22 protein-coding genes are annotated in these 22,659 nt (G+C 70.6%); 7 read left to right on the top strand and 15 right to left on the bottom strand.

Features of this window, described 5'->3' with window-relative positions; all coding sequences use genetic code 11:
• Nucleotides 1–67: 67 nt before the first annotated feature.
• From BCF44_RS48220 to BCF44_RS48250, 7 genes are all read right to left on the bottom strand, one after another.
• Nucleotides 68–1,081: an NADP-dependent oxidoreductase gene (locus BCF44_RS48220; RefSeq protein ID WP_116181301.1), complete on the bottom strand. Its 1,014-nt coding sequence runs from the start codon at nt 1,079–1,081 to the stop codon at nt 68–70.
• A gap of 114 nt (nt 1,082–1,195) precedes the next feature.
• Nucleotides 1,196–1,564, bottom strand: a complete 369-nt coding sequence (locus BCF44_RS48225; RefSeq protein ID WP_116181302.1) for a hypothetical protein — start codon at nt 1,562–1,564, stop codon at nt 1,196–1,198.
• On the bottom strand, nt 1,561–4,341 hold the full coding sequence (locus BCF44_RS48230; RefSeq protein WP_116181303.1) for an FtsK/SpoIIIE domain-containing protein: 2,781 nt from the start codon (nt 4,339–4,341) through the stop codon (nt 1,561–1,563). The genes BCF44_RS48225 and BCF44_RS48230 overlap by 4 nt, the downstream gene beginning before the upstream one ends.
• Nucleotides 4,342–4,361: 20 nt before the next feature.
• Entirely contained in the window at nt 4,362–4,613 is a 252-nt protein-coding gene (locus BCF44_RS48235; protein WP_116181304.1) for a hypothetical protein, read from the bottom strand.
• A 3-nt stretch (nt 4,614–4,616) separates the two neighbouring features.
• Nucleotides 4,617–4,877 (bottom strand): hypothetical protein, encoded by a 261-nt coding sequence (locus BCF44_RS48240; RefSeq protein ID WP_116181305.1) that lies wholly within the window; start codon nt 4,875–4,877, stop codon nt 4,617–4,619.
• A 178-nt stretch (nt 4,878–5,055) separates the two neighbouring features.
• Complete coding sequence (locus tag BCF44_RS48245; protein ID WP_116181306.1) at nt 5,056–5,886, bottom strand: hypothetical protein; 831 nt, start codon at nt 5,884–5,886, stop codon at nt 5,056–5,058.
• A 112-nt stretch (nt 5,887–5,998) separates the two neighbouring features.
• Nucleotides 5,999–6,763 carry a DUF2382 domain-containing protein gene (locus BCF44_RS48250; RefSeq protein ID WP_116181345.1) on the bottom strand — a complete coding sequence of 255 codons (765 nt, stop codon included), beginning with the start codon at nt 6,761–6,763 and terminating at the stop codon, nt 5,999–6,001.
• 148 nt (nt 6,764–6,911) lie between these two features.
• On the opposite strand from BCF44_RS48250, the gene BCF44_RS48255 reads away from it, so the two are divergent.
• Entirely contained in the window at nt 6,912–8,165 is a 1,254-nt protein-coding gene (locus tag BCF44_RS48255; protein ID WP_170218150.1) for a VanZ family protein, read from the top strand.
• On the opposite strand, the gene BCF44_RS48260 is transcribed toward BCF44_RS48255, so the two are convergent.
• The 5 genes from BCF44_RS48260 to BCF44_RS48280 all read right to left on the bottom strand — a co-directional run bounded on the left by BCF44_RS48260 (nt 8,109) and on the right by BCF44_RS48280 (nt 12,362).
• Nucleotides 8,109–8,807, bottom strand: a complete 699-nt coding sequence (locus BCF44_RS48260; protein WP_246016248.1) for a dienelactone hydrolase family protein — start codon at nt 8,805–8,807, stop codon at nt 8,109–8,111. The genes BCF44_RS48255 and BCF44_RS48260 overlap by 57 nt on opposite strands.
• A gap of 10 nt (nt 8,808–8,817) precedes the next feature.
• Nucleotides 8,818–9,627: an alpha/beta fold hydrolase gene (locus tag BCF44_RS48265; protein WP_246016249.1), complete on the bottom strand. Its 810-nt coding sequence runs from the start codon at nt 9,625–9,627 to the stop codon at nt 8,818–8,820.
• Between the two features lie 19 nt (nt 9,628–9,646).
• The gene (locus BCF44_RS48270) at nt 9,647–10,135 is read right to left on the bottom strand and encodes a DUF4232 domain-containing protein (RefSeq protein WP_116181309.1); all 489 of its coding nucleotides are present in this window, start codon (nt 10,133–10,135) and stop codon (nt 9,647–9,649) included.
• Nucleotides 10,136–10,204: 69 nt separating this feature from the next.
• On the bottom strand, nt 10,205–11,263 hold the full coding sequence (locus BCF44_RS48275; protein WP_116181310.1) for a gamma-glutamylcyclotransferase family protein: 1,059 nt from the start codon (nt 11,261–11,263) through the stop codon (nt 10,205–10,207).
• A gap of 10 nt (nt 11,264–11,273) precedes the next feature.
• Nucleotides 11,274–12,362, bottom strand: coding sequence for an S-(hydroxymethyl)mycothiol dehydrogenase (locus BCF44_RS48280; protein WP_116181311.1), 1,089 nt, complete (start codon nt 12,360–12,362; stop codon nt 11,274–11,276).
• A 186-nt stretch (nt 12,363–12,548) separates the two neighbouring features.
• On the opposite strand from BCF44_RS48280, the gene BCF44_RS48285 reads away from it, so the two are divergent.
• Nucleotides 12,549–13,028, top strand: coding sequence for an SRPBCC family protein (locus BCF44_RS48285; protein WP_116181312.1), 480 nt, complete (start codon nt 12,549–12,551; stop codon nt 13,026–13,028).
• 108 nt (nt 13,029–13,136) lie between these two features.
• On the opposite strand, the gene BCF44_RS48290 is transcribed toward BCF44_RS48285, so the two are convergent.
• Nucleotides 13,137–13,742 carry a helix-turn-helix transcriptional regulator gene (locus BCF44_RS48290; RefSeq protein WP_116181313.1) on the bottom strand — a complete coding sequence of 202 codons (606 nt, stop codon included), beginning with the start codon at nt 13,740–13,742 and terminating at the stop codon, nt 13,137–13,139.
• 104 nt (nt 13,743–13,846) lie between these two features.
• Between BCF44_RS48290 and BCF44_RS48295 the strand changes: the two genes are divergently transcribed.
• The 5 genes from BCF44_RS48295 to BCF44_RS48315 all read left to right on the top strand — a co-directional run bounded on the left by BCF44_RS48295 (nt 13,847) and on the right by BCF44_RS48315 (nt 19,908).
• Nucleotides 13,847–16,990 (top strand): bifunctional cytochrome P450/NADPH--P450 reductase, encoded by a 3,144-nt coding sequence (locus tag BCF44_RS48295; protein ID WP_246016250.1) that lies wholly within the window; start codon nt 13,847–13,849, stop codon nt 16,988–16,990.
• A gap of 66 nt (nt 16,991–17,056) precedes the next feature.
• Nucleotides 17,057–17,509 carry a hypothetical protein gene (locus BCF44_RS48300; protein WP_116181315.1) on the top strand — a complete coding sequence of 151 codons (453 nt, stop codon included), beginning with the start codon at nt 17,057–17,059 and terminating at the stop codon, nt 17,507–17,509.
• A gap of 91 nt (nt 17,510–17,600) precedes the next feature.
• On the top strand, nt 17,601–18,464 hold the full coding sequence (locus BCF44_RS48305) for an MBL fold metallo-hydrolase (protein WP_116181316.1): 864 nt from the start codon (nt 17,601–17,603) through the stop codon (nt 18,462–18,464).
• A 107-nt stretch (nt 18,465–18,571) separates the two neighbouring features.
• Nucleotides 18,572–19,147, top strand: a complete 576-nt coding sequence (locus BCF44_RS48310; protein ID WP_170218151.1) for a TetR/AcrR family transcriptional regulator — start codon at nt 18,572–18,574, stop codon at nt 19,145–19,147.
• A gap of 71 nt (nt 19,148–19,218) precedes the next feature.
• Nucleotides 19,219–19,908, top strand: coding sequence for a class I SAM-dependent methyltransferase (locus BCF44_RS48315; protein WP_147328951.1), 690 nt, complete (start codon nt 19,219–19,221; stop codon nt 19,906–19,908).
• Between the two features lie 17 nt (nt 19,909–19,925).
• Here the strand turns inward: BCF44_RS48315 and BCF44_RS48320 are convergent, their stop codons facing one another.
• Entirely contained in the window at nt 19,926–21,212 is a 1,287-nt protein-coding gene (locus BCF44_RS48320; RefSeq protein ID WP_116181318.1) for a C39 family peptidase, read from the bottom strand.
• The gene (locus BCF44_RS48325; protein ID WP_246016251.1) at nt 21,209–22,648 is read right to left on the bottom strand and encodes a glycoside hydrolase family 10-like protein; all 1,440 of its coding nucleotides are present in this window, start codon (nt 22,646–22,648) and stop codon (nt 21,209–21,211) included. Before BCF44_RS48325 ends, BCF44_RS48320 begins: the two co-directional genes overlap by 4 nt.
• Nucleotides 22,649–22,659 lie beyond the last annotated feature (11 nt).

Below are 22,659 nucleotides of genomic sequence, written 5' to 3' on the forward strand. Positions count from 1 at the left end.
GGTGGAGGCGCGCAGCGAGGCGGCGCACCTCCACCCGCGCAGCCGAGCGGTGGGGTGAGAGGTTCGTTCAGTCGGCGATCTTGACCAGCATCTTGCCGGTGTTCTCGCCGCGCATCATGCCCAGGAACGCCTGCGGCGCGTTGTCCAGGCCCTCGACCACGGTCTCGCTGTACTTGAGCTGGCCGCCGGCCACCAGTGGCGCGACCTCGGCGACGAACTGGGGCTGGAGGTCGTAGTGGTCGCCGACGAGCAGGCCGCGGATGGTGAGGCGCTTGGCGATGACCTGCGCCAGGTTGCGCGGCGCGGGGGTGGCCTCGGTGGCGTTGTAGCCGGAGATCATGCCGCAGATGGCGATGCGGCCGTGCACGGTGAGGCTGTTGATCGCCGCCTCCAGGTGCTCGCCGCCCACGTTGTCGAAGTAGACGTCGATGCCGTCGGGCGCGGCCTGGGCCAGCTGCTCGGCGACCGGGCCGTCCTTGTAGTTGAAGGCGGCGTCGAAGCCGAGCTCGTCGACGAGGTACTTGACCTTCTCCGGGGTGCCGGCGCTGCCGATGACCCGCTTGGCCCCCTTGAGCTTGGCCAGCTGGCCGACGACCTGGCCGACCGCGCCGGCCGCGCCGGACACGAAGACGGTGTCGCCCTCCTTGAACTCCGCGGAGCGCAGCAGGCCGGCGTACGCGGTGAGGCCGGGCATGCCCAGCACGCCGAGGTAGGTGCTGATCGGGGCGGCGTTCGGGTCCACCTTCACGGCCTGCTTGGGGTGCAGCACCGCGTAGTCGCGCCAGCCCGCGAAGTGCAGCACGATGTCGCCGACGGCGAAGCCCTCGACGTCGGACTGCACGACCTCGCCGACCGCGCCGCCCTGCATGACCTCGCCGACCTTGAACGGCTCGCTGTAGGACTTGGCGTCGTTCATCCGGCCCCGCATGTACGGGTCGACGCTCATGTACAGGTTGCGCACCACCAGATGCCCGGGCTCGACCACCAGCGGCGCCTCGGCGATCTCGAAGGTGTCCTCCGTGGGCCAGCCCTTGGGGCGGGCGGCGAGCCGGACCTCGCGGACGGTGGTCGGCACTGACATGGCGCGTCCTCCATTTTCGGAACTGAGCAGTTCAGTAACTGGCGTTCACTTGTAGGAACACCATGGACCGCGCTGGCTGTTCCCGCACGTGTCGACGGTCACCTCTGGCCGGAATCACCGCCTGGGGAGGATCCCCCGTCGCCGAATGGCGTCGATCAGCGCTCCGTAGGCCCGCTCGACCTCGGCCTCGTAGAACTCCAGCGGCCGCGGCGGCACGCTGGTGTCCGGCCGCGGCAGCGGCGTCACCTGCATCCACCGCTCGTGGAACAGCTCGCCGACGGCCCGCTGCCACCAGTCGTCGATCCGCGACATGCTCTCGTCGGCGCGGGTCAGCATCTCGTTGGTGGACTCCATGGCGTCCTCCAGCCGAGTGGTCAGCACCACGCCCCGCTCCGCGTCCTGCTCGCGCATCTCCTGCACGGCGTCGCCGATCCAGCCGGTGATCTCCTTGTAGCGCTCCGCGGCGCCGATCGGATCCGTCACGACCGCTCCCCATCGGTGTCGAACGGGATGACCACCTGCGGCCGGGCGTGCTCGAACCGGTCGAAGAACAGCCCGCGGCCGGGCCGCGGCGACCAGGTGATCAGCTGGCCGGGCGCGAACGAGCTGAGGTCCTGGCCCTGCACGTCGAACGCCACCCAGGAGCCGATGTCGTCCGCGGACGCGCCCATCATCAGCACGTTCTTCAGCCGCGCGGGGCTGCGCCACCAGCCGATCAGGTGCGTCCGGTGCTCCGGTCCGCTCTTGATCACCTGCCGGAAACTGTCCACTCCGGACACCCGGGTGTCCGGGTCCTTGGCCTCCAGCACGGCGTTCGCGGCGTCCATGCCGTACAGCACGAGGTAGTGCGGCACCGGCTGCTCGGTCGCCGCGCCGGACAGCCTCTCCTCCAGGCCCTTCGCCACCTCGGCCAGGTGCTGGCGGATCCCGTCCAGGCCGACGAAGGCCACCTCGTGGCCCGTCGCCCGCAGCCGGGCGGTCAGCGAGTCGGCGGCCGGCATGGCGTCGTCGATCATCGGGGCGACGGTGAACCGAGCCTCGCCGGCAAGGTGTTGCCGGGCCAGGGAAAGCGTGGCCGCGGCGAGCACGCTGGTGGATTCCGGCAACACGGAGCCGAAGACCGCCATGTTGCGGCCCGGCGCGCGGGCCAGCGACACCCGGGCCGCGCGGTCCTCCACGTCGATGACCTGTCCCAACAGGACGGTCGGGGCCCGGCCGGAAATCGGCTCCAGCGCCTGGAAACCGGGCATGTCGGCGAGCACCGGCACCCTGCTGCCGTCGAACAGCCGCGGCACGGTCAGGTCGGCCGGCTTCATCTCGAACAGCCGGGACTGCACCCGGTCGAAGGTGCCGCGCCCGGTCGCGTCGGGCACGCGGGCGATCTCGTTGCCCTGCTTGACACCCGACTCGTGGTTGACGATGGCGTGCCAGCGCGGCAGGTCGATCGCCGCGGTGTTGCCGTCGGTCAGCACCCGGCGGGCCTTGGGCAGCGCCACCCGCACCGTGAACTGCTCGAAGATGGCGGGCTTGCCCCAGAACGCCTCGATGCTGGAGACGTCCTGGCTGGCCAGCACCAGGTGGATGCCCTGCGAGCGGCCCCGCCGGGCCACGTCCTCCAGCAGGGCAACCGCTTCCCGCGTGACCGCGTCCTTCTCCGAGAACAGGTACTGGAACTCGTCGATCACGGCGATGATCCGGGGCCAGCGGCCGTCCGGGTCCTCCGCACGCAGCTCCTCCAGCTTGGTGACCTCGTGCTGCTTGGCGGCGTCGGCGCGGCGGCGCATCTCGTCGGCCAGGAAGCGCAGCAGCGCGACGCCGAACTCCCGGTCCTGGTTGACGTTCACGCCGACCAGGCGGGCGTTGGGCAGCCACGTCGGGTCCTTGCGGCCCGGCGCGAACTGCGCGAAGGACACGCCCTCCTTGAAGTCCAGCAGGTACAGCTCCAGCTCGGCCGGCGAGTAGCGGGCCACCAGGCCGCCGAGCATGGCGTAGAGGAAGTTCGTCTTGCCGGAGCCGCTGGGGCCGCCGATCAGCACGTGCGGCGAGCTGTCGCCGATGGTGACCGGCACGGCCACGCCGTCCCGGTGCCCGATCGGCGTCTGCACGCCCGAGGACGACTGCTGCGCCCAGAACTGCGCCGGCAGCAGCTCCTCGAACGTGCACACCCGGTTGCGGCGCTTCTCCAGCGCGTCGGCGATCGCCGCGCACGCCCGCGGCACCATCTCCCGTGGCAGCGCCGGATCCACGTGGAAGGCGGCGTGCTCGCCGGACATCGTGGTGCGCCAGGGCTTGTCGTCGAACAGCTTGACCGTCTCGATCGGACTGTTCACGGTGATCGGCACGTCCACCATGATCAGCTGCACGCCGGCGGCCAGCCCGTTGCGGGCGATCCGCTGGAGCTTGTGCAGCTCCTCGTCCTTCAGCGCGTCCGGCCGGCCGAACAGCACCGCGATCCGCCACGGCTCGGTGCGCAGCCCGGCGTCGGATTCCATGGAGCGCAACGAATCGTGCCCGCCGACCAGCACGGAGGTGTGCACCTTGCGGATGTGCTCGGCCAGCTCGTCGAGCATCTCGCCGGGCCGCGCCGGATCGTGCACGGTGAGCAGGCCGGCGCGGGTCAGCGGGTACAGGCCGGGCAGCGAGCCGGTCAGCTGGCCCACATCCCACACGTGCACGTGGACCAGGCCCGGCGCGAAGTGGCTGAGCACCCGCAGCAGCAGCGACTCGACCAGGTTCTCCGCCTGCGCGCGGCTGGTGGACGAGGTGAACACGGCCAGGTGCGAGCGGTCCAGCAGCGGCACCGCGACCGGGAACGACACCGGCAGCGGCGAGGAGGTGGCGATGGCGCTGCCGATCCGCCACAGGCTCGGCACCGGGCCGCGGCCGTCGACCGTGCCGATCTGCCCCAGCCAGTTCTCGTAGTCCTCCGAGGCGCTGCCGGGCGCGGCCTCGGCGACCACGTCGGCCAGTGCCCGCGGACCGTTGTTGGTCCACTTGGCGAAGGCCTGCTCCCAGTCGTCCCGGGCCTGCTTCACGATCTCCGCCAGCCGCGGATCGGTCAGCGACTCGGCGTAGCCGGGATCGTGCAGCGCCCGGTCGATGCCCGTGGCGCGCAGCTCCTGCTCGAACATCTCCCGCGCCTGCTGCACGGAGGCGGAGTCGTGCGCACGCTGGGCGGCGCCGCGGGCCGCGGCGACCGCGTCGTGGAAGGCGGCGAACGCGTCCTGTATCCGTTGCCGGCGATCGTTTCGCCTGTTCAACGCCCACCTCTACGGTCAGTTCACAGGCGACCGGAGAACCGCTCCACGGCTTCCATGGCGCCCAGCAGCAGCGTCAGCTGCTCCCTTGCATGGTCGCACGCCTTGGTCAGTTCCGGGGGCACAAGTGAACGCGGGTGCATCCTGCTCGCCTCGGTGAGGATCGCGTGGGCCTCGGAGAGCCGCTCGCCGGCCTCGGTGAGCTGCTGGTGCGCCGTCCTGAGGTGGTCGAGGACCAGGGCCAGCGACGCCTGCACCTGCTCGACGGAGGCCATCGGCTACAACCGGCCGGCGTAGGACTCCGCGTTGCTCATCGCGGCCAGCACCGCGTCGCGCGCCTCGCCGATCTTCTGCAGCGCCGAGGTGAACATGTTGTTCACGTCGCCGGCCTCGGACTGGCTGCTGCCCTGGGCCGCCTCCTGGAAGGCCTGCTGGGCGTGGCCGATCTCGGTCTCCGCGTCCTGCAACGCGCGGGCGCCCCGTTCGGCCTGCTCCTTGGCCAGCCCGATCTGACCCCTGACCTGCTCGACGCTCGCCATCTCTGAACCGGTCCCTCCCAGTCACGTGACTGCCCGACCGTGCAGTCCAACGCACCCGAACTTAGTACTGTCACACGACGCCCGCTCAACCAGGATCGGCTGATCGAGCGGAATTTCCGCGCATTAGAGTGCACGGTTGGGCTCCGAACGGCGGACCGCTCGGCTCCACTGTAGACGATCAACTTCCGGGCTCCCGCCACACCGGCGGCTCGTCCTCCGTCGGCCACGCCACCTCGGCCTCCACCCGGTCCGCCACCAGCTCCAACGACGTGATGCCGGAGGTCGGCCGGAGCACGTCCAGCCAGCGCTGCGCCACCGAGCCGTCCGGCCGCACCACCTGGGGCGACCACTCGGGGCGACCCAGCGCCTCCGCCGCGTCGGTCACGGCCTGTTGCGGCGCCTGCGGCCACCGCCCGAGATCCAGGTGAACGGAAACGCCCTCGGCACCCTGCGTGACCTCCGTGATGGCGGCGGTGTCGGTGATCCGGCTGGCCAGCGCCCGCGCCTGCCACTGCGCGCCGGCCGGATGCTGCACGGCGACGTCGACCCGCAGCTTCAGGCGGGTGGTGTGCTCGGCCGGAACCGGTTCCGGGGTCTCCGGTTCCTGGTAGCTGACCGGCTGGAACGGGGCCTGCTCGGACCAGGCCTCCACCAGCAGGCGCTCGGCCCCCGCGACCAGCTTGCCGATCAGCTCGGGGTCGTCCAGCACCGTCCAGGCGGTCGGCGGCTCGCAGCAGACGCGGGGCAGCGGCGAGTCCGGGGCCAGTTCCCGCACGAACGTTCGGACCGAGCGGGCCAGCGCGGCGGCGTCGTTGTGCACCTGCACCGCCGGCAGGTCCTTGCCGATCGTCACCGACCAGCAGCCGGGTTCCTCGTCGGAGCAGTCCGCGGCCTCCACGACCCGGCCGCCGATCCGGTCCACGAGGTCGCGGCAGGCGTCATGGGCCTGCCGCTCGTCTTCGGCGCTGACCACCACGGAGATCAGCAGCCTGAGGTCCTGCTCCACCATCGCCGCCAATTCTCCCCCAGGGGCGGCGGCGAGCCGGTGGGAGGGGCCGGAATGCGGGGAAGGGTGCTTTCCCTGCGGTGGGTGCAGGGAAAGCACCCTTCCCCGCGCGCGGTCACTTTCCGTGTTTGGTGGGATCGTCGACGTCGATGCGTTCCTTGCGCACCTTGCCGCTGACGGTCCGCTGCTCCGTCACGGTCTCGGTGTCCAGCCGGACCTTCTCCACCGGAACCGCCTCGGTGTCCACCACCGGGCGCTCGGCGTGCAGCACGACTTCCTGGTCGTCCTCGCCGATACGACCGGGCTCGTCGCCGCGCACCGGCTCACGCTCGACGCGGACCTCCTCGTGCCGCACCGGCACGGTCACCTGTTGCTCCTCGGTGACGACGTACTTGTGCAGCCGCACCCGACCGGTCTCGACCTGCTCGGTGCCGACCCGCAACTGCTCCTCCGAACGGACCATCGTGTGTTCGTCGCGGCTGTCGCGGTTCCGGCCGCCGGCCGGCCTGCCGGCGGCGTCCCGGCCGACGGCGCCGGGCTGTGTTCGGCCGCGCTGTCCGGGCATGCCCCCGGTCATGCCGTAATGCTCGTACAGCTGCCGGCCCTCGTCGTCGGACAGGTGCCCGTCGGCCGCCATCTGCGGCGCGTCCTTGACCGCGTCCTTGGTGGTCTGCACGCGCACGCCGCCGTCGGCGATCCTGGCTCCCTGCAACGGCACGAAACTCTCCCGCTGGCCGAACAGTCCGGTTCGGACGGTCACCCACTGCGGCTGCCGGTTGTCGTCCCCCACGTAGACGTTGCCGACCCGGCCGACCCGCTCGCCGTCGCGGTCGACCACCTCGGCGCCGATCAGGTCGCGGGGGTTGGCGATGCTCGTCATGACTGCGTTCCCTTTCCTCGAATTCTCCCGTAGGCAAAGGGGTTTCCGGGTTGTTCGGACGAAAACGCGAGCCGGGGTCACACGACCGGGTCAAGTTGAGGACAACGCGGTTCCCGGCGCGCTATTCACCGAAGGTATAGTCGGACGGGTGGCGAACGCGTACCTCCTGCCGATCAAGACGGCGGCGCTGATCTTCCCCCTGCTGGCGATGCTGCTGTTCGTGCCGACGGCGATCGTGCTCTACCGCCGGCACGGGGTGCTCAGCCGCTGGCGCGGGCTGTCGTTCGCCACGTTCCTGTACTACTGCCTGGCCGCGTTCTGCCTGGTGATCGTGCCGTTGCCCGGGCCCGGGGTGGACGTCTGCGTCGAGTACGCCGGCTTCGGGCAGCCGCAGCTGATCCCCGGCAACACCTTCTCCGACATCTGGAAGGAGGCCGGCGGCAGCCTCGACCCGAACGCCCTGGTGCTGCACAATCCCGCGGTCTGGGAGACCGGCTTCAACCTGCTCCTGCTGCTGCCGCTGGGCATGTACCTGCGGTACCACTTCCGCCGCGGCCGCTGGACGTCCGCCGCGATCGGGCTGGGCGTGGCGGTGTTCTTCGAGACGACCCAGTTGACCGGACTTTGGGGCATCTATCCCTGCCCCTACCGGCTGTTCGACGTCGACGACATCATCGTCAACACGCTGGGCTGCATGCTCGGCTGGGCGCTGGCCGGTCCGGTCACCCGCTGGCTGCCGACGCTGGACGCCATCGACTCGCGGACGCTGGCGCGCGTCCCGGTGCCGTTCGGCCGCCGGCTGATCGCCCTGCTGCTGGACGCGACCGGCTTCATGTTCATGCTGCCGTTCCCCGAGGCCCTCTACTGGTTCCTCGGCGGCCGCTCGGCCACCAGCGCCTTCCTGCTGGCGCTGCTGTGGTTCGCGCTCTGGTTCGTCGTTACGCCGTGGCTGACCGGCGCCACCGTCGGCAAGCACATCCTGCGGCTGCGGATGGTCGACAAGGACGGCAAGCGGCCGGCCCCGTGGCGGTTGATCGTCCGCGAGGGGCTGCTGGCGCTCGCCTTCGTGCCGCTGAGCTTCGTCGCCATGCTGACGCTGGTGTTCCTGGCCGTCTCCGCGACGAGGCTGCTGGACACGCTGGAGAACCTCCAGCTGTCCACCCTGGTCGGCATCGTCGAGGACCGCCCCGGCGAGGTCGCGTTCGCGGCGTTCTCGGTGCTGCTCAGCGTCGCGCTGCCGGTTGGCTTCGCGCTGTTCGCCCGGCTGCACAACCGTCGTCTCGGCCTGCACGAGCTGGCCTCGGGCGTGCGCAACGTCGCGCTGCCGCCGACCAAGGCGGCCCCGTCAGCCCCCGAGGTGCTCCCCGAAGAACGTCAGGACGCGACGCCAAGCGTCCTCTGACGATTCGTGGTGGTAGCCGAAGCCGAGCACCTTGACCAGCGCCGCCGGCGAGATCCGGTTGGCGAAGCTGTGCCCGGCGTCCGGGTACTCCTTGACGTCGTGCGGGATGTTCCGCTCCGTCAACGCCGCCTCCAGCGTCGCGGCGGCGCCCTTGAGCGTGAAGTCCTTGCCGCCGAGGCTGGCCACCACCGGGCAGGCGCCGTCGATCATCGCCAGGTCCTTGGGCATCACGCCGTAGTACGGGGCCGAGGCCTGGAATCCGCGCGGGGCGCAGAGCAGCGCGAAGCCGCCGCCCATGCAGAAGCCGACGATGCCGATCCTGCCGGTGCAGTCGTCCCGGTCGGCGATCAGTTGCCGCGCCGCCTCGATGTCCTCGAACGCCGGGCCGTGACCGGTGCTCAGCGCCTTGAAGATGCCGCGCACGCACCGGATCGCGCCGCCGCGGGCGTACAGGTTCGGCACGATGGCGACATAGCCGGCGGTGGCGAACCGGCCGGCGGTCTGCCGGACGTCGTCGTTGAAGCCGAGCGCGTCGTGGATCACGACGACGCCGGGCCACGGGCCCTCGCCGGACACCTCCGCCGTCGGCGTGGCCAGATAGCCTTCGAAGGGACCGTTCGGAGCGGAGATCGTCAGGCGCACGGGTCGGACGCTAGCCCTTGACCGCCCGGGCTGTGAAGGCCGCGATGTCCGAGAACACCTCATCGCGGTTGATCTCGTTGAACAGCTCGTGCCGCGAGCCCGGGTAGGTGCGCTCCTCGAAGCCCAGGCCGCGCACGCGATCCGTGCCGGCCCTGGTGTCGGCCTGGTCCACCAGCTGGTCGGCGTCGCCGTGCAGCCACAGCACCGGCAGCTCGTCACCGAGCGGGTGGTCGAAGCTGATCGTCTGGAGCAGCTCCTCCAGCGCCGCCAGCGTCGGCCGCTTGAACGGGCCGTGCCACACCAGCGGATCCGCCGCGTACGCCGCGGTCACCGAGGTGTCCCGGGTCAGCGTCTCCGGGTCGACCGGCGCGTCCGGAATCGTGTCGTACTCCAACAGGTCCAGCACCGGCCAGCTGCCCAGCACCGGCGCGGACAGCACCATCGCCGCCACCCGCTCCGGGAAACGCTGCGCGTAGCGGACCGCCAGCGTGCCGCCGAGCCCGTGCCCGACGAGCACCACCGGCAGGTCGGGGTGCCCGTCGAGGGCCGCCGTCAGCACGGTGTCCACATCGGACACCACTGCCTCGAAGTCGCCGATCAGCGCGCGTTCGCCGGCCGACCGGCCGTGCCCGACCAGATCGGCGCCGACCACCATGGCGCCCATGCCGGCCAGCGCGTCGGCGACGTGCTGGTACCGCCCCAGATGCTCGCCGTGGTCGTGCAGCAGCACGGCCAGCCAGCGGGCGTCGGGATTCGGCCAGGTGCGCGCGCCCAGTTCGCCGCCGTGGCCGGACAGCGTCCATTCGATCGGTGGGATCACCCGTTCACTTCAGCACACTTCACAGCTTGTAGTAAGCGCTGGCGTCGATCTGGCCGTGCTGGCAGACGGGACCGTACTGCCAGGTCACGGTCAGCGGGACGGTCTCGTCCGGTGGGATCGAGATCGCGGAGTTCGCAACGGGCTCGCACGGGTATCCCGCCTCGTTGTCGGCCGGGATCGCGGTCCAGTGCAGGGTCATGGCCGCGCGCTCGCCCGGCGCCAGCGTGACCAGGCTCGGGCCGGGATTGGCCGTCCAGGTCAGCTGCGTCTGCGCGCCGACCAGGGCGAATCCGCCGTGGCCGTAGAGCGTGCAGGTGTTTGCGCTGATGTTGGTGACCGCGAACTGGGCGTACCGCTGGCCCGCGCCGGCCCCGAAGTTCTCCAGATCGGCGCCTAACGTGTCGGCGTTGCAGCGCGTGCTGGCCGGACTCGCCGACGCCACCGGCGCCAGCACCGCCCCCGCGGCCGCGAGCACGCCGGCAACGGCGAGAACACGATTGATGAACATTTTTGACCACCTCCACCACGCTGACGCCGCCCAACGGCTGGAGGTTGCCTTAGTTGATCATGAAACTATCTAGGCGGTGGCCCGCCACCCTTGCGGCAGGAGTTCCATGCCCTGCGTCGGCTCGGTCCACACGTAGGTCCAGCACACCGTGCCGTCGTCCAGCGCGACCCGGATCCGCCGGTAGTCGAGGCCCTCGTATTTATCCAAAGTGGACAGTGTGCGGCGCGGCGAGCGGATCGGCAGCACCCAACCGGGCACCGTGCCGTCGCCCGTGAGTTGTAAGGCGGGATAGCCCATTCCGGTGTCGTAGAGCGTGCCCCGGATGGACGCCCGGCGCGGCCGGCCGGCCACCATCGGCTCCAGCAGCCGCCACGCCTCGCCGCCGGGCTGCAACGTGCCGTACACGAAAATCCGCTTGGGCCAGGAGTCCGGGCTCGGCTCACCGTCCACAGTGGATGCCTTGAGGCCGTCGCCGCCGGCCCGCTTGCCGACCAGGCCCTGCGCGGTCGCCTGGTCCATGTCCGCGCAGCGCACCGGCTTGCCGCGCACCAGGATCGGCTGGCGCACCCGGTCCGCCGCGATGTACGCGAGCACCCGGTCCACCACCGCGCCGTCGTCCAGCACCACCCGGCCGCTGCGCACCCGGGCCAGCCGGTACCGCCGGCCGCGGCCCTCGCAGACGTCCAGCACGCGGACCTGCTCCTCGTCGGCCATCCAGACCGCGTGCTCCTCGACCACGTCCTTGTCGGCCATCAGCGTCGCCGGCCGCTGGTCGTCGACCACGCGCAGACCGGCCGCCCACACCGCGGCCAGGCCCTCGCAGCGGGCCCGCAGCACGACGACCGGGCCGGTCAGGCCCAGCGACTCCCGCAGCCAGGTGATCTTCGACGGGCACGCGTTCGAGCCGTACGCCAGCACCGGCATCCGCTTGGCCATCGGCACCGCGTCGTGGTCGGCGAGCCAGTCGTCGAGGTCCTGCCCGGTGTGGTCGACGCGCCAGCCGGCCGAGCTCTGCCGGTCCGGGCGCAGCGGCGCGCCGATCCCGTTCAGGTGGGCGAACGACACGTCCGGGCGGGCGCCCGGGTAGGGCGCTGCGGGATACTCCTCGTCGCCGAACGGTGCTCGCACGTATCCAGTATTAGTCGAACACGACCACGCTGCGCAGCACGTCGCCTCGGCCCATGCGCTCGAACGACTGCTCTACGTCGCCAAGTCCGATTCGCTCTGTGACGAATTTCTCCAACGGCAGCCGGCCCTGCAGGTGCAGGTCGACCAGCATCGGGAAGTCCCGCGACGGCAGGCAGTCGCCGTACCAGGACGACTTGAGCGAGCCGCCGCGGGAGAAGAAGTCCAGCAGCGGCATCTCCAGCGACATGTCCGGCGTCGGGACGCCGACCAGCACCACCGTGCCGGCCAGGTCGCGCCCGTAGAAGGCCTGCTTCCAGGTCTCCGGCCGGCCGACCGCGTCGATCACCACGTCCGTGCCGAAGCCACCGGTCAGCCCCTGGATCGCCTCGACCACGTCGCCGTCCTTGGCGTTGACGGTGTCGGTGGCGCCGAAGTCCTTGGCCCAGTCCAGTTTCCGCTGGTCGATGTCCACCGCGATGATCTTCGCCGCGCCGGCCAGCCGGGCGCCGGCCACCGCCGCGCTGCCCACGCCGCCGCAGCCGATCACCGCCACCGTGTCGCCGCGGGACACGCCGCCGGTGTTGATCGCCGCGCCCAGACCCGCCATCACGCCGCAGCCCAGCAGGCCGGCGACCTCCGGCGCCACCCGCGGGTCGACCAGCGTGCACTGGCCGGCGTGCACCAGCGTCTTCTCCGCGAACGCCCCGATGCCCAGGGCGTTGCTCAACTTCGTGCCGTCCGCCAGTGTCATCGGCTGGCTCGCGTTGTGCGTGTTGAAGCAGTACCAGGGCCGGCCGCGGCGGCAGGCCCGGCAGTCGCCGCAGACCGCGCGCCAGTTCAGGATCACGAAGTCGCCGGGCGCGACCGTGGTGACGCCCTCGCCGACCACCTCCACGACGCCGGCGGCCTCGTGGCCCAGCAGGAACGGGAACTCGTCGGTGATGCCGCCCTCGCGGTAGTGCAGGTCGGTGTGGCAGACCCCGCAGGCCTGCACCTTCACCACGACCTCGCCCGGACCGGGATCCGGCACGATGATCTTCTGGACGCCCACCGCGGCGCCCTTCCCGGCCGCCACCACCCCGTCGACCTCGTACGGCATCGGCTACCACCCTCCGGCCTCGTCGCCACGTGATCGCCACCCTCGCACTTCCCCGCGCGCATGGCGAGGTTTTCGCCACATGCGCTTCCTAGTTGCGCCCTGGTGCCACATCGGAAGCGCATGTGGCGAAAAAGTGGTCACCGGAACGGGTGACACCGGGCGAAACCGTCGCGCGGGAGCGTCGTTGTGCCCGGTGTGACAGCGGATCCCGTCAGAGTCAGCACGCATGTCGACGCGCCGGCCGAGGTCGTCTACGACCTGGTCAGCGACGTCACCGGCCAGCACCGGTTCACCGAGGAATGCCAGCGCTCGCAGTGGGTGCACCCGGCGACCGGCCCCGAGGTGGGCGCGGTCTTCCGCGGCAGCAACAGGAACGGCCCGTTCCGCTGGGCGACCACGTCCGAGGTGGTCAGCGCCGAGCCGGGCCGCCGCTTCCGGTACGTGGTGCGCAGCCTGGGCGCGCCGATCGCCGAGTGGGAGTACCTGATCGAGCCGGGGGAGCGCGGCTGCGAGGTCGCCGAGACGGTGTTCGACCGGCGCGGCGCGTTCATGCGCTACGTCGTCGCGCCGCTGGCCACGGGCGTGTGGGACCGCTCCGCGCACAACCGCCGGAACATGGAGCGCACGCTGGAGAAGCTGCGCAAGGTCGCCGAGCAGCGGGCGTAGGAAAGCCGGCCAGGGCCGCGCACGATGCGCGTCGGCACGATCCTGACCGGCTAGTCCGAAAAGCGTAGTCGGCTGCGGCATCGGCCGGTACCGGCGTTCCGGTGACATCTACCGGGGCGGCCAGGCGGTCGGGTCGAGCAGCCCCAGCGAGTACGCCCGCGCGACCAGCGCGGTCCGGTTGGGCACGCCGAACCGGTCGGACATCCGCGTCAGGTGGTAGTTCACGCCGTCGCCGGTGATGCCCAGCTCGGCGGCGACCGCCGCGGACGTGGCGCCGCCGGCGATCAGCCGCAGGATCTCCGCTTCCCGGTCCGACAGCTGCACATCGGCCGGCACGGGCGTGATCCGCAACGTCAGCAGCAGCCCGGAGCCGTCGTCGTCGGAGACCGCCTGCACGGTGAGCTCGCCGGTGCCGCCCGGGAACTGCACGGCGATCACCAGCCGGGCCCGGCCGCCGCGCTGCAACCCGGCGACCAGCTTGTCGTAGTCGCGCCGCACCTTGGCCTGGAAGAACTCCAGCACGTGCCGGTCCCGCAGCTGCGACGGGCGGACCGCCAGCGCCTCGGCGAAGGCCGGGTTGGCCACGCCGATGGTGCCGTCGAGGTGGCAGATCGCCGTGGGCACCGGGGTCCGGTCGAGCAGCGCCAGGAAGCGGTTGCGCCACATGCCGGTGCGGCGCTGTTCGGCGTGCAGATCGTGGGCCGCTTCACTCACAGGCAGAATCTACAAGATCTTGTAGCCCTCGGCGTAGTGACGGCCGGCGTCCGGTGCCAGGCTGGTCTTGAGCGATCGAGCAAGCACCGACCTGGGGAACGACGATGACAACCTCGATGGACGTGACGGGCCTCCCGCACCCGGCCAACCGGATCCCGGTGGTCGGCGACGTGGTCGGGACGTCACCCAGGACCCCGATCCAGGACGCCATGCGGATGTCCCGCGAGCTGGGTCCGATCTTCACCCGCAGCTTCTTCGGCAACGACGTGGTCTTCGTGTCCGGCGCCGACCTGGTGGCCGAGGTCGCCGACGAGGACCGCTTCGCCAAGCACGTCGCCCCGTCGCTGGCCCGCATCCGCGCCATCGCCGGCGACGGCCTGTTCACCGCCTTCAACACCGAGCCGAACTGGCAGAAGGCGCACGACATCCTGCTGCCGGCGTTCTCGCTCCAGTCGATGCGCGGCTATCACCCGACCATGCTCGAGGTGGCCAACCGGCTGATCGCGTCCTGGGACGAGCACGTGGACCGGCGGCCGGTCGAGGTCGCCGACGACATGACCCGGCTGACCCTGGACACCATCGGCCTGACCGGCTTCGCCTTCGACTTCGAGTCCTTCCAGCGGCCCGACCCGCACCCGTTCGTGCAGGCCCTGGTCCGGGGCCTGGCCCACGCCCAGGCCAAGGCCCGTGAGCTGCCGTGGATCGGCCCCATCCTGAACAAGGGGGCCGACGAGCAGTTCGCCAAGGACGCCCAGTACCTGGCCGAGGTCGTCGACGACGTCGTACGCCAGCGCAAGGAGTCCGGCGACACCTCCACCGACGACCTGCTGGGCCTGATGCTCAACGCGCCGCACCCGACCGACGGCACGGTGCTGGACGACACCAACATCCGCAACCAGGTGATCACCTTCCTGATCGCCGGCCACGAGACCACCTCCGGCGCGCTGTCGTTCGCGCTGCACTACCTGGTCAAGAACCCGACGGTGCTGGCCAAGGCGCAGGCCGAGGTCGACGCGCTGTGGGGCTCGACGGACAAGCCGCAGCCGACGTACGAGGAGGTCGGCAAGCTCCGCTACGTCCGCCAGGTGCTCAACGAGGCGTTGCGGCTGTGGCCGACCGCGGCGGCGTTCTCCCGTGAGGCGATCGTCGACACCACCATCGGCGGGCACCCGATCAAGAAGGGGCAGTGGGTGGTGGTGCTGGCCCCGATGCTGCACCGGGACGCGGTGTGGGGCGACAACGTCGAGGCCTTCGACCCCTCTCGCTTCGACCCGGAGCGGGAGAAGGCGCGCCCGGTGCACGCGTTCAAGCCGTTCGGCACGGGCGAGCGGGCCTGCATCGGCCGGCAGTTCGCGCTGCACGAGGCGACCCTGTTGCTCGGCATGATCATCCACCGCTACCGGCTGCTGGACACCTTCAACTACGAGCTGAAGGTCAAGGAGACGCTGACCCTCAAGCCCGCCGGCTTCCGCCTGAACCTGGCTCTGCGTACGGAACGCGTCCAGGCTGCGCCGGCCGCCGCGACGCGCGACGTCACGAGGACCGCCGGTCGGGCCAAGCAGGGCACCACTCTGACCGTGTTGCACGGTTCCAACCTCGGCACCTGCCGTGCGATGGCCCGCCAGTTGGCCGACGAGGGCGAGGACCGGGGCTTCACCGCCGTCGCCGCGCCGCTGGACGAGTTCACCGGCAAGCTGCCGTCGGACGGCCCGGTCGTCGTGGTTGCCGCTTCGTACAACGGAAAGCCCACCGACGACGCCGCCGACTTCGTGGCGTGGCTGGACTCCTCGACCGACGACCTGTCCGCGGTTTCCTTTGCCGTGCTTGGCGTCGGCGACCGCAACTGGGCCGCGACGTACCAGCACATCCCGACCCGCGTCGACGCTCGGTTGGCTTCGCTGGGCGCGACGCGGCTGGTGGAGCGCTGCGAGGCCGACGCCTCCGGCGACCTGACCGGCGACATCGAGGCGTGGAGCGACGGCCTGTGGGCGGAACTCCTCACCCGCTACGGGGATCCGGACGCCGTCGTGGAGGTCGACTCCTCCGACCGGCTGTACGACGTGCGGGTGATCACCGGTCCGGTGACCGCCGCGCTGGACGCCCGGTACGAGGTCGGGCCGATGACCGTGCTGGCCAACGACGAGCTGGTGGATGTGGAGAGCCCGCTCGGGCGGTCCAAGCGGCACCTTCGGATCCAGCTGCCCGAGGGCGTTTCGTACCGCACCGGCGATCACCTCACGGTCGTGCCGGACAACCCGTCCGACCTGGTCGACCGGGTCGCCGCGAGGTTCGGGCTGAACCTGGACCTGGTCGTGGCGATCAACCCGCGGCAGAAGACCCGGCGGGCCATCCCCGTCGACCGGCCCGTGACGATCCGCCAGCTGCTCACGCACTTCGTTGAGCTGCAGAACCCGGCGACGCCCGCGCAGATCGAGGTCCTCGCCTCGTGCAACCCGTGCCCGCCGGAGAAGGCCGCGCTGGAGGCGCTGACCGAGACCGACCTGAGCCTGTTGGAGCTGCTGGAGCAGAATCCCGCCTGCCAGCTGGCGCCCGAGATGTTCCTGGAGATGCTGTCGCCGATCCAGGCCCGGCACTACTCGATCTCGTCGTCGGCCTTGCTGAAGCCCGGTGAGATCGAGCTGATCGTCGGTGTCGTCTCCGGCCCGTCCCGCACCGGATCCGGTGAGTTCCACGGCGTGTCGTCGTACTACCTGTCCCGGCTCGCCGCCGGCGACCAGCTGCGGGCCCGCGTCGACCCCGCCCGCGAGGCCTTCCGCGCTCCCGAAGACCCGGCCACGCCGGTGATCTTCGTCAGCGCCGGCACCGGTTTGGCTCCCTTCCGGGGATTCATCGGCGACCGGGCCGCTGAGTTGGCCGCCGGCAAGGCTTTGGGCCCCGGGCTGTGCTACTTCGGCGTGCGCCACCCCGACGTCGACTACCTGCACCGCGCCGAGTTGGAGGCCGCCGAGCAGGCCGGCGTCATCTCCATGCGGCCCGCCTTCTCCCGGGCCGAGGTCGACGGCGTCAAGTACGTGCAGGACCGCATCGCCGCCGACGGCGACGAGGTCTGGGCGGCCCTTTCCACCGGTGGCCGCGTGTACGTCTGCGGCGACGGCAAGGGCATGGCCCCCGCCGTGCGTGAGGCCTTCAAGTCCATTCATCGCAGTCACGGCAGCGGCGACGACCAGGCGTGGCTGGACGGTCTGATCGCCGAGGACCGCTACGTCGAGGACGTCTGGGCCGGCTGAGTTTCTGGTAGCAAGGAAGTCGGCCCCGGGAGCCCCGGGGCGACTTTCTGGCGCAGGGGGGCGGAAATGCGGGTCGCGCTGGTCGGGTCGGTGGCACTCGTGGCGCTGGTGTCCGGCGGGATCTACTCGTTCGCGCCGGCGGATGCGGCCGGCGAGCTCGGGGCGGTTCACGTCGACGGCGCCTACCAGCGGATCGGTGGCCGCGACTGGTCGGATTGGTCCCATCAGCTCGCCGGGGCCTATGCCCTGTATGCCGGCCCGCCGATCGCCGGCCGCGTCGCGTCGGTGATCACCGGGCCGAGGCTGAACCTGAATCCCGGCCGATCCGCCACGGACAATGCTTTCCTGGAACTTGCCCATGCATCGCTGCCACACGGTTGCTATCTGACCGTTGGCCGGTATCGGCCCGACCTCGATGCCTCCCCGGATCTCTGGATCACCGGCGACCAGGTCGCGGACCTGCGGGCCGGTCGGCTCGACATCGTGCAGCTGATGGTGCTGTGCGGGCCTACCGCTTGATCTTGTAGAGCAGCCTCCGCCCCCGGAATCAACGCTTTCTTTTCCGGGGAAACACCTGGTAGTCCTGAATCACCGACTTCCAGGGGGACCCATGACTTGGTTCGTTGACGACCGCTGCACGAACTGCGATGTGGCTCGGCAGTTCGCGCCCGACCTGATCGCCGAGGTGGACGGCCGCTCGCAGTTGATCCGACAGCCGTCGACCGACGATGAACGCCGGGCACTGCACACCGCCGCCTACGCCTGCCACACCCGATCCATCCGCCACACTTCCGACCGCCTCGACCCCGACCTCGACCCGTTCCCGCTGCCGCTGGACGAAGGCCTTTTCCACTGTGGACACAACTCGCCCCGCACCGCCGCCGCCAACTCGTACCTGCTGCGTCGGCCCACCGGCACCCTGATGATCGACACTCCCCGCTGGAGCGCCGCTCTGGCCGACCGGTACGAGGCCTTCGGCCCCGTGACCGACGTGCTGCTGACCCACCGCGATCACGCCGCCCACGGCCGTCAGTACGCCGACCGTTTCGGGGCCCGCCTGTGGATCCACGAAGGCGACCTGGATGCAGCCCCCGACGCCGACCAGATCCTCCGCGGCCTGGCCCCCGTCGAGGTCGCCCCCGGCGTCGTGGCCCACCCCCTCCCCGGCCACACCCTCGGCAGCGTGCTCTACATCGCCGACGACAGGTACTGCTTCACCGGCGATTCGTTCTACTGGTCCCGCACCACCGCCGACCTCGAGGTAGCCGAAAACGTCACCTGGTACGACATCCGCGAGCTGGCCGCCTCCCTTGCCCGCACTGCCCCCACGGTCCGTTTCGAGTGGGTCCTCCCCGGCCATGGCGACCGCAAACGCCTCCCCTCCAATGACATGGCGTCCCGCCTTCAGCGCCTGGCCGCCCGAACCGCCGCCCTGGAGCCGCGGCCCATCGACTTCACCGCCATGCGCTGGTGAACTACCGCGATAAGGTCACCCGGGTCGCAAACGCTTGCGGGCCATTCTCCCCGCCGGTGCCGGAGCCCGGGCGGGATAACTGCACGAACGATCGTACTATTACCCGCGTGGACGGGAGAGTGATCCGAGGCGAGCAGACCCGCCGGAACATCCTGGCCAGGGCGGTGGACATCGCCTCGGTCGAGGGTCTGGAGGGACTGTCGATCGGGCGCCTGGCGACGGACCTGGACGTCAGCAAGAGCGGCCTGTTCGCGCACTTCGGCTCCAAGGAGGAGCTCCAGCTCGCCACGATCGAGGCGGCGGCGCGGATCTTCTACGCGGAGGTGATCGGCCCGGCACTCGTGACCCCGCCCAGCCCGGACCGCGTCTACCACCTGCTCGACCGCTGGCTCGCGTACTCCAGAACCCGCGTCTTCCCCGGCGGCTGCTTCTTCGCCAGGGTCGGCGCGGAGTTCGGGGGCCGGCCGGGCCGGATCCGGGACGCGATCGCCGAGCTGGACTGCACCTGGCTGGGGGTGGTCGCCCAGGCGATCGCCCAGGCGCGCATGGAATCCGATCCGGATCAGCTGGCGTTCGAGCTGAACGCTTACGCGCGCGCGGCGAATGCAGCATCCTTGGTGCACGGGGACGACAACGCGTACGAGCGGGCCGATCGCGCGGTGCGGGCGGCGCTGGGGAGGTGACCGTGGCGGAGAACCACGTCTGGCGGGCGGAGAACTACCGCAGCTCCAACACCCGCCAGTTCCGGACGGCGATGGAGGCGCTGGAACTGGCCGGACTGCGCGGCGGACGGCTGGCGGATGTGGGCTGCGGCAGCGGGGAAATCACCAGGGAAGTCGCCGAACGCGGCTACACGGTCGTCGCCAGCGACGTGTCGCCGTCGATGGTGGAAGCGACCCGGCAGCTGTGTGCCGGCCTCCCGGTGACCACAACCCTTCAGGACGCCCGCAAGCTCGAACTCGATGGCAAGGCGTTCGACATCGTGCACTGCTCGTGGGTCCTGCACTGGCTCGACGACATCGACCACGCCCTCAACGAAATGGCCCACGCGCTCGCCCCGGGCGGCGCGCTGGTGCTGCAATGGAGCCGTGGCAGGAAGATCCGCGACGGTTCGGACATCGTCGAGGAAGTGATCAACCGCCCCCGCTGGCGCGATCGCCTCGCCGCCATCCCGTTCGCCATGCGCCAGCACCCCGCCGAGGAAGTGGCCGCACAGCTCGAAGGTGCCGGCCTCGCCATCGAGCTCCCGCCGACGGAACTCGACGGCGGGTTCCCGGCGGAACCCGTTGCCCTGGGTCGAATCATGCGTGCGGCCGGCCTCGCCGCTCAGGCCGACGCGCTCGGTGACGACGCCGATGACTTCGTCACCGAGGTCGCCACCGAGCTGATCGCCGCGAACACTCTGAACCCGCACAACACCCGCCTGATCGCCCGGCAAGGCTGAGGTTCACGCGCGGCATGTCACGGCAAGGGCATCCCGTGCGGGGTGACGATGTACACGACACCGCCCGGCCCGCTGCCGACACCGCCGCCGGGAAGCGGCCGTTCGGTGCGCAGCCACACGTTCTCGAACTGGCCGCGCTTGTACACGTTCCGCACGGCCGGGTCGTCGCTCGACGCGGGGTCGTTGACGATCACGTCCCCGGTTGCGGTGAAGCCGACCACGACCATGATGTGCCCGGACGTGGAGTAGCCCGCGCCGTCGAGCTCGCTGGCCTGGAACGACTGCGAGGTGATCACGGGGATGCCCCGCTTGATGTAACCCTCCAGCTCCTGCAACGAATGCAGCCGGGTGATGTGGGCGTCCAGACCGTAGCTCGCGGCGTAGGCGGTGTTGAACGGCCAGTTGCCGGCGCCCTGGTAGTCGTAGTCGTACGTGCCGCGAGCGGCGAAGTCCACGCTGGGGTCGGCGTAACTCGGGTCGACCCACGAAAGCTGTTGCGCGGTGGGGTGTTTGCCCCAGTACTCGACGACCATCTGTGTCGACGTCGGGCTGCACCACGCCTCGCCGCCGCCGTCGTACTGCGGGTACTGTCCTTTGTGGATGTCCTGGGAGTACCGCGGCACCGGCAGCTCGATGCCCCACGCCCCGCCGCTGGGGCTGGTGGGCACGGTGAACCGGTCGGGCACGGCGGACGTCATCGCGCCGACCATCCGCAGGTGCGGCGACACCGAAACGCCGTGCAACCGGTACAGAGTCACCCGAAGCTGGTACGACATGAGCTGCACGCCGTCGGCCGCCTCGAAGGTGTCGACGTCGATGGTGCCGGTGGCGTCGGTCTGGTCGGGCACGCTGGTGCGCTGGATGTCCTCGTCGCCGGACGCCCAGCGTCCCATCACGTACCAGCCGGTCTGGGTGCCCTTCGACGACGTCCCCCGCATCTCCACCTGCAACCAGGTGCCGGCCGGCGTCGCCGCGTTCCACGACGCGATCAGCTGGGTGGCCCCGAATCGCTGGCTGTACGGGGGAGAGGTCCAGGTGGAGTAGTCGTAGGTCCTGGTGGTGCCCAGCGCCGGCTCGGTGTGCTGGACGGTGCCGGCGGGCCGGCCGATCACCAGCCCGTCGCGGACGATCATGCCGTCGGAGTGTCCACTGTGGAACTGGGCGTCGCTGCTCCACTGGTGGAAGTCCACCGGCGCGACCGAGGTCGCGGCGGTGGCGGGCGCGGTGGTCAGCTGCGCGATGAGGGCGCCGGCGACGGTGCCCACCAGGGCCAGCCTGGTCAACCGGTTGTGCACAGGGCTCATCGGTACTCCTCGGTGGTGCTGGGACGGCTCTCGTGGTGGGTGCGGTCGAGCGCGGTGACCGCGTAGCTGTGACGGCCCGTCGGCAGGGTGAGACCGGTGCCGCGCAGCGTGGTGAGCAGGTTCCCGTCCTGGTAGACGGCGTACGAGGTGGCGAAGCCGATCCAGTGCAAGGTGTTTCCGGTCAGCGGCAGCAGAATCGGGGCGGGCGGGGTGTGCCCGGCGACGGTCGGCCGGACGGGGACGATCGCCGGCCGGGCGTAGAGATCGGTGCGCAGCCGGTCGGTGAAGCCGAGGGGATCGGCCAGCAGAGTGGTGGTGTTGTACAGGATGTCGCCGTTCGCGCCGGGGGTGGCGCGGTCCAGGGCGATGTGCCGGGGCATCTCCGCGGGGTCAAGCCACGCGGCCGGGCTGGCGGTGCCGATCTTGTACACGGCCTGCCCGATGTACAGCGAGACCCCGGTGCCGGCGACCTCGTGCGCCCACCACGGCAGCAGCTTGGCGTAGTCCGCGATGGTGTAGCCGACCGGCCAGTACAGCTGCGGCGCGATGTAGTCGACCCAGTGGTTGCGGATCCAGGTCCGGGTGTCGGCGTACAGATCGTCGTAGTCGTGCACGCCGCCCTGCGTGTCGGAGCCGGTCGGATCGGTGCGCGCGTCCCGCCAGATGCCGAACGGGCTGACGCCGAAGGCGATCCACGGCTTCATGGCGTGGATCCGGGATGACAGCTCGCTGATCAACTTGTCCACGTTCGAGCGGCGCCAGTCGCCGATGTCCGGGAACCCGCCGCCGTAGCGCGCGAACGTCTGTCGGTCGGGGAACTGTTGGCCGGCAACGGGATACGGGTAGAAGTAGTCGTCGAAGTGCACGCCGTCGATGTCGTAGCGGCGCGTGGTGTCGAGAATGACCTTCTCCACGAACTGCCGCACGGCCGGGATGCCGGGGTTGTAGTACAGCTGGCCGCCGTAACCGACGACCCAGTCGGGGTGCAGCCGCGCCGGGTGATTCGGCGCGAGCAAGGTGGCATCGCCCTGGAGGCTGATCCGGTACGGGTTGAACCACGCGTGGAATTCGAGATCACGCTTGTGCGCCTCGGACACCAGGAACCGCAGCGGGTCGTAGCCGGGATCCCGGCCCTGCGTCCCGGTCAGATACTGCGACCACGGCTCCAGCGCGGACGGGTAGAACGAATCCGCGGTCGGCCGGATCTGCACGAAAACGGCGTTAACGCCGGTGGCCTTGGCCCGGTCGAGCAGCGAGAGGTAGTCCGCCTTCTGCTGCGCGACCGGCAGTCCCGGCTTGGTCGGCCAGTCGATGTTGGCCACGCTGGCGATCCACATGCCGCGCAGCTCCCGCGCGGCGGTGGTCGTCGCGGCCGCCGCCGGTAGCGTGACAACCACCGTCAGTAGCGCTGCCAGCGCAATCGCGAGCCTTCGCACGCCCGTCACCT

Source organism: Kutzneria buriramensis, from assembly GCF_003387475.1.
In the GTDB taxonomy this organism is placed as follows: domain Bacteria; phylum Actinomycetota; class Actinomycetes; order Mycobacteriales; family Pseudonocardiaceae; genus Kutzneria; species Kutzneria buriramensis.

Coding starts and splice junctions, on each gene's coding strand:
- BCF44_RS48220 (WP_116181301.1), bottom strand. CDS start 1,081: ATGTCAGTGCCGACCACCGTCCGCGAGGTCCGGCTCGCCGCCCGCCCC.
- BCF44_RS48235 (WP_116181304.1), bottom strand. CDS start 4,613: ATGGCCTCCGTCGAGCAGGTGCAGGCGTCGCTGGCCCTGGTCCTCGAC.
- BCF44_RS48240 (WP_116181305.1), bottom strand. CDS start 4,877: ATGGCGAGCGTCGAGCAGGTCAGGGGTCAGATCGGGCTGGCCAAGGAG.
- BCF44_RS48245 (WP_116181306.1), bottom strand. CDS start 5,886: ATGGTGGAGCAGGACCTCAGGCTGCTGATCTCCGTGGTGGTCAGCGCC.
- BCF44_RS48250 (WP_116181345.1), bottom strand. CDS start 6,763: ATGACGAGCATCGCCAACCCCCGCGACCTGATCGGCGCCGAGGTGGTC.
- BCF44_RS48270 (WP_116181309.1), bottom strand. CDS start 10,135: ATGTTCATCAATCGTGTTCTCGCCGTTGCCGGCGTGCTCGCGGCCGCG.
- BCF44_RS48280 (WP_116181311.1), bottom strand. CDS start 12,362: ATGCCGTACGAGGTCGACGGGGTGGTGGCGGCCGGGAAGGGCGCCGCG.
- BCF44_RS48295 (WP_246016250.1), top strand. CDS start 13,847: ATGACAACCTCGATGGACGTGACGGGCCTCCCGCACCCGGCCAACCGG.
- BCF44_RS48300 (WP_116181315.1), top strand. CDS start 17,057: ATGCGGGTCGCGCTGGTCGGGTCGGTGGCACTCGTGGCGCTGGTGTCC.
- BCF44_RS48305 (WP_116181316.1), top strand. CDS start 17,601: ATGACTTGGTTCGTTGACGACCGCTGCACGAACTGCGATGTGGCTCGG.
- BCF44_RS48315 (WP_147328951.1), top strand. CDS start 19,219: ATGGAGGCGCTGGAACTGGCCGGACTGCGCGGCGGACGGCTGGCGGAT.
- BCF44_RS48320 (WP_116181318.1), bottom strand. CDS start 21,212: ATGAGCCCTGTGCACAACCGGTTGACCAGGCTGGCCCTGGTGGGCACC.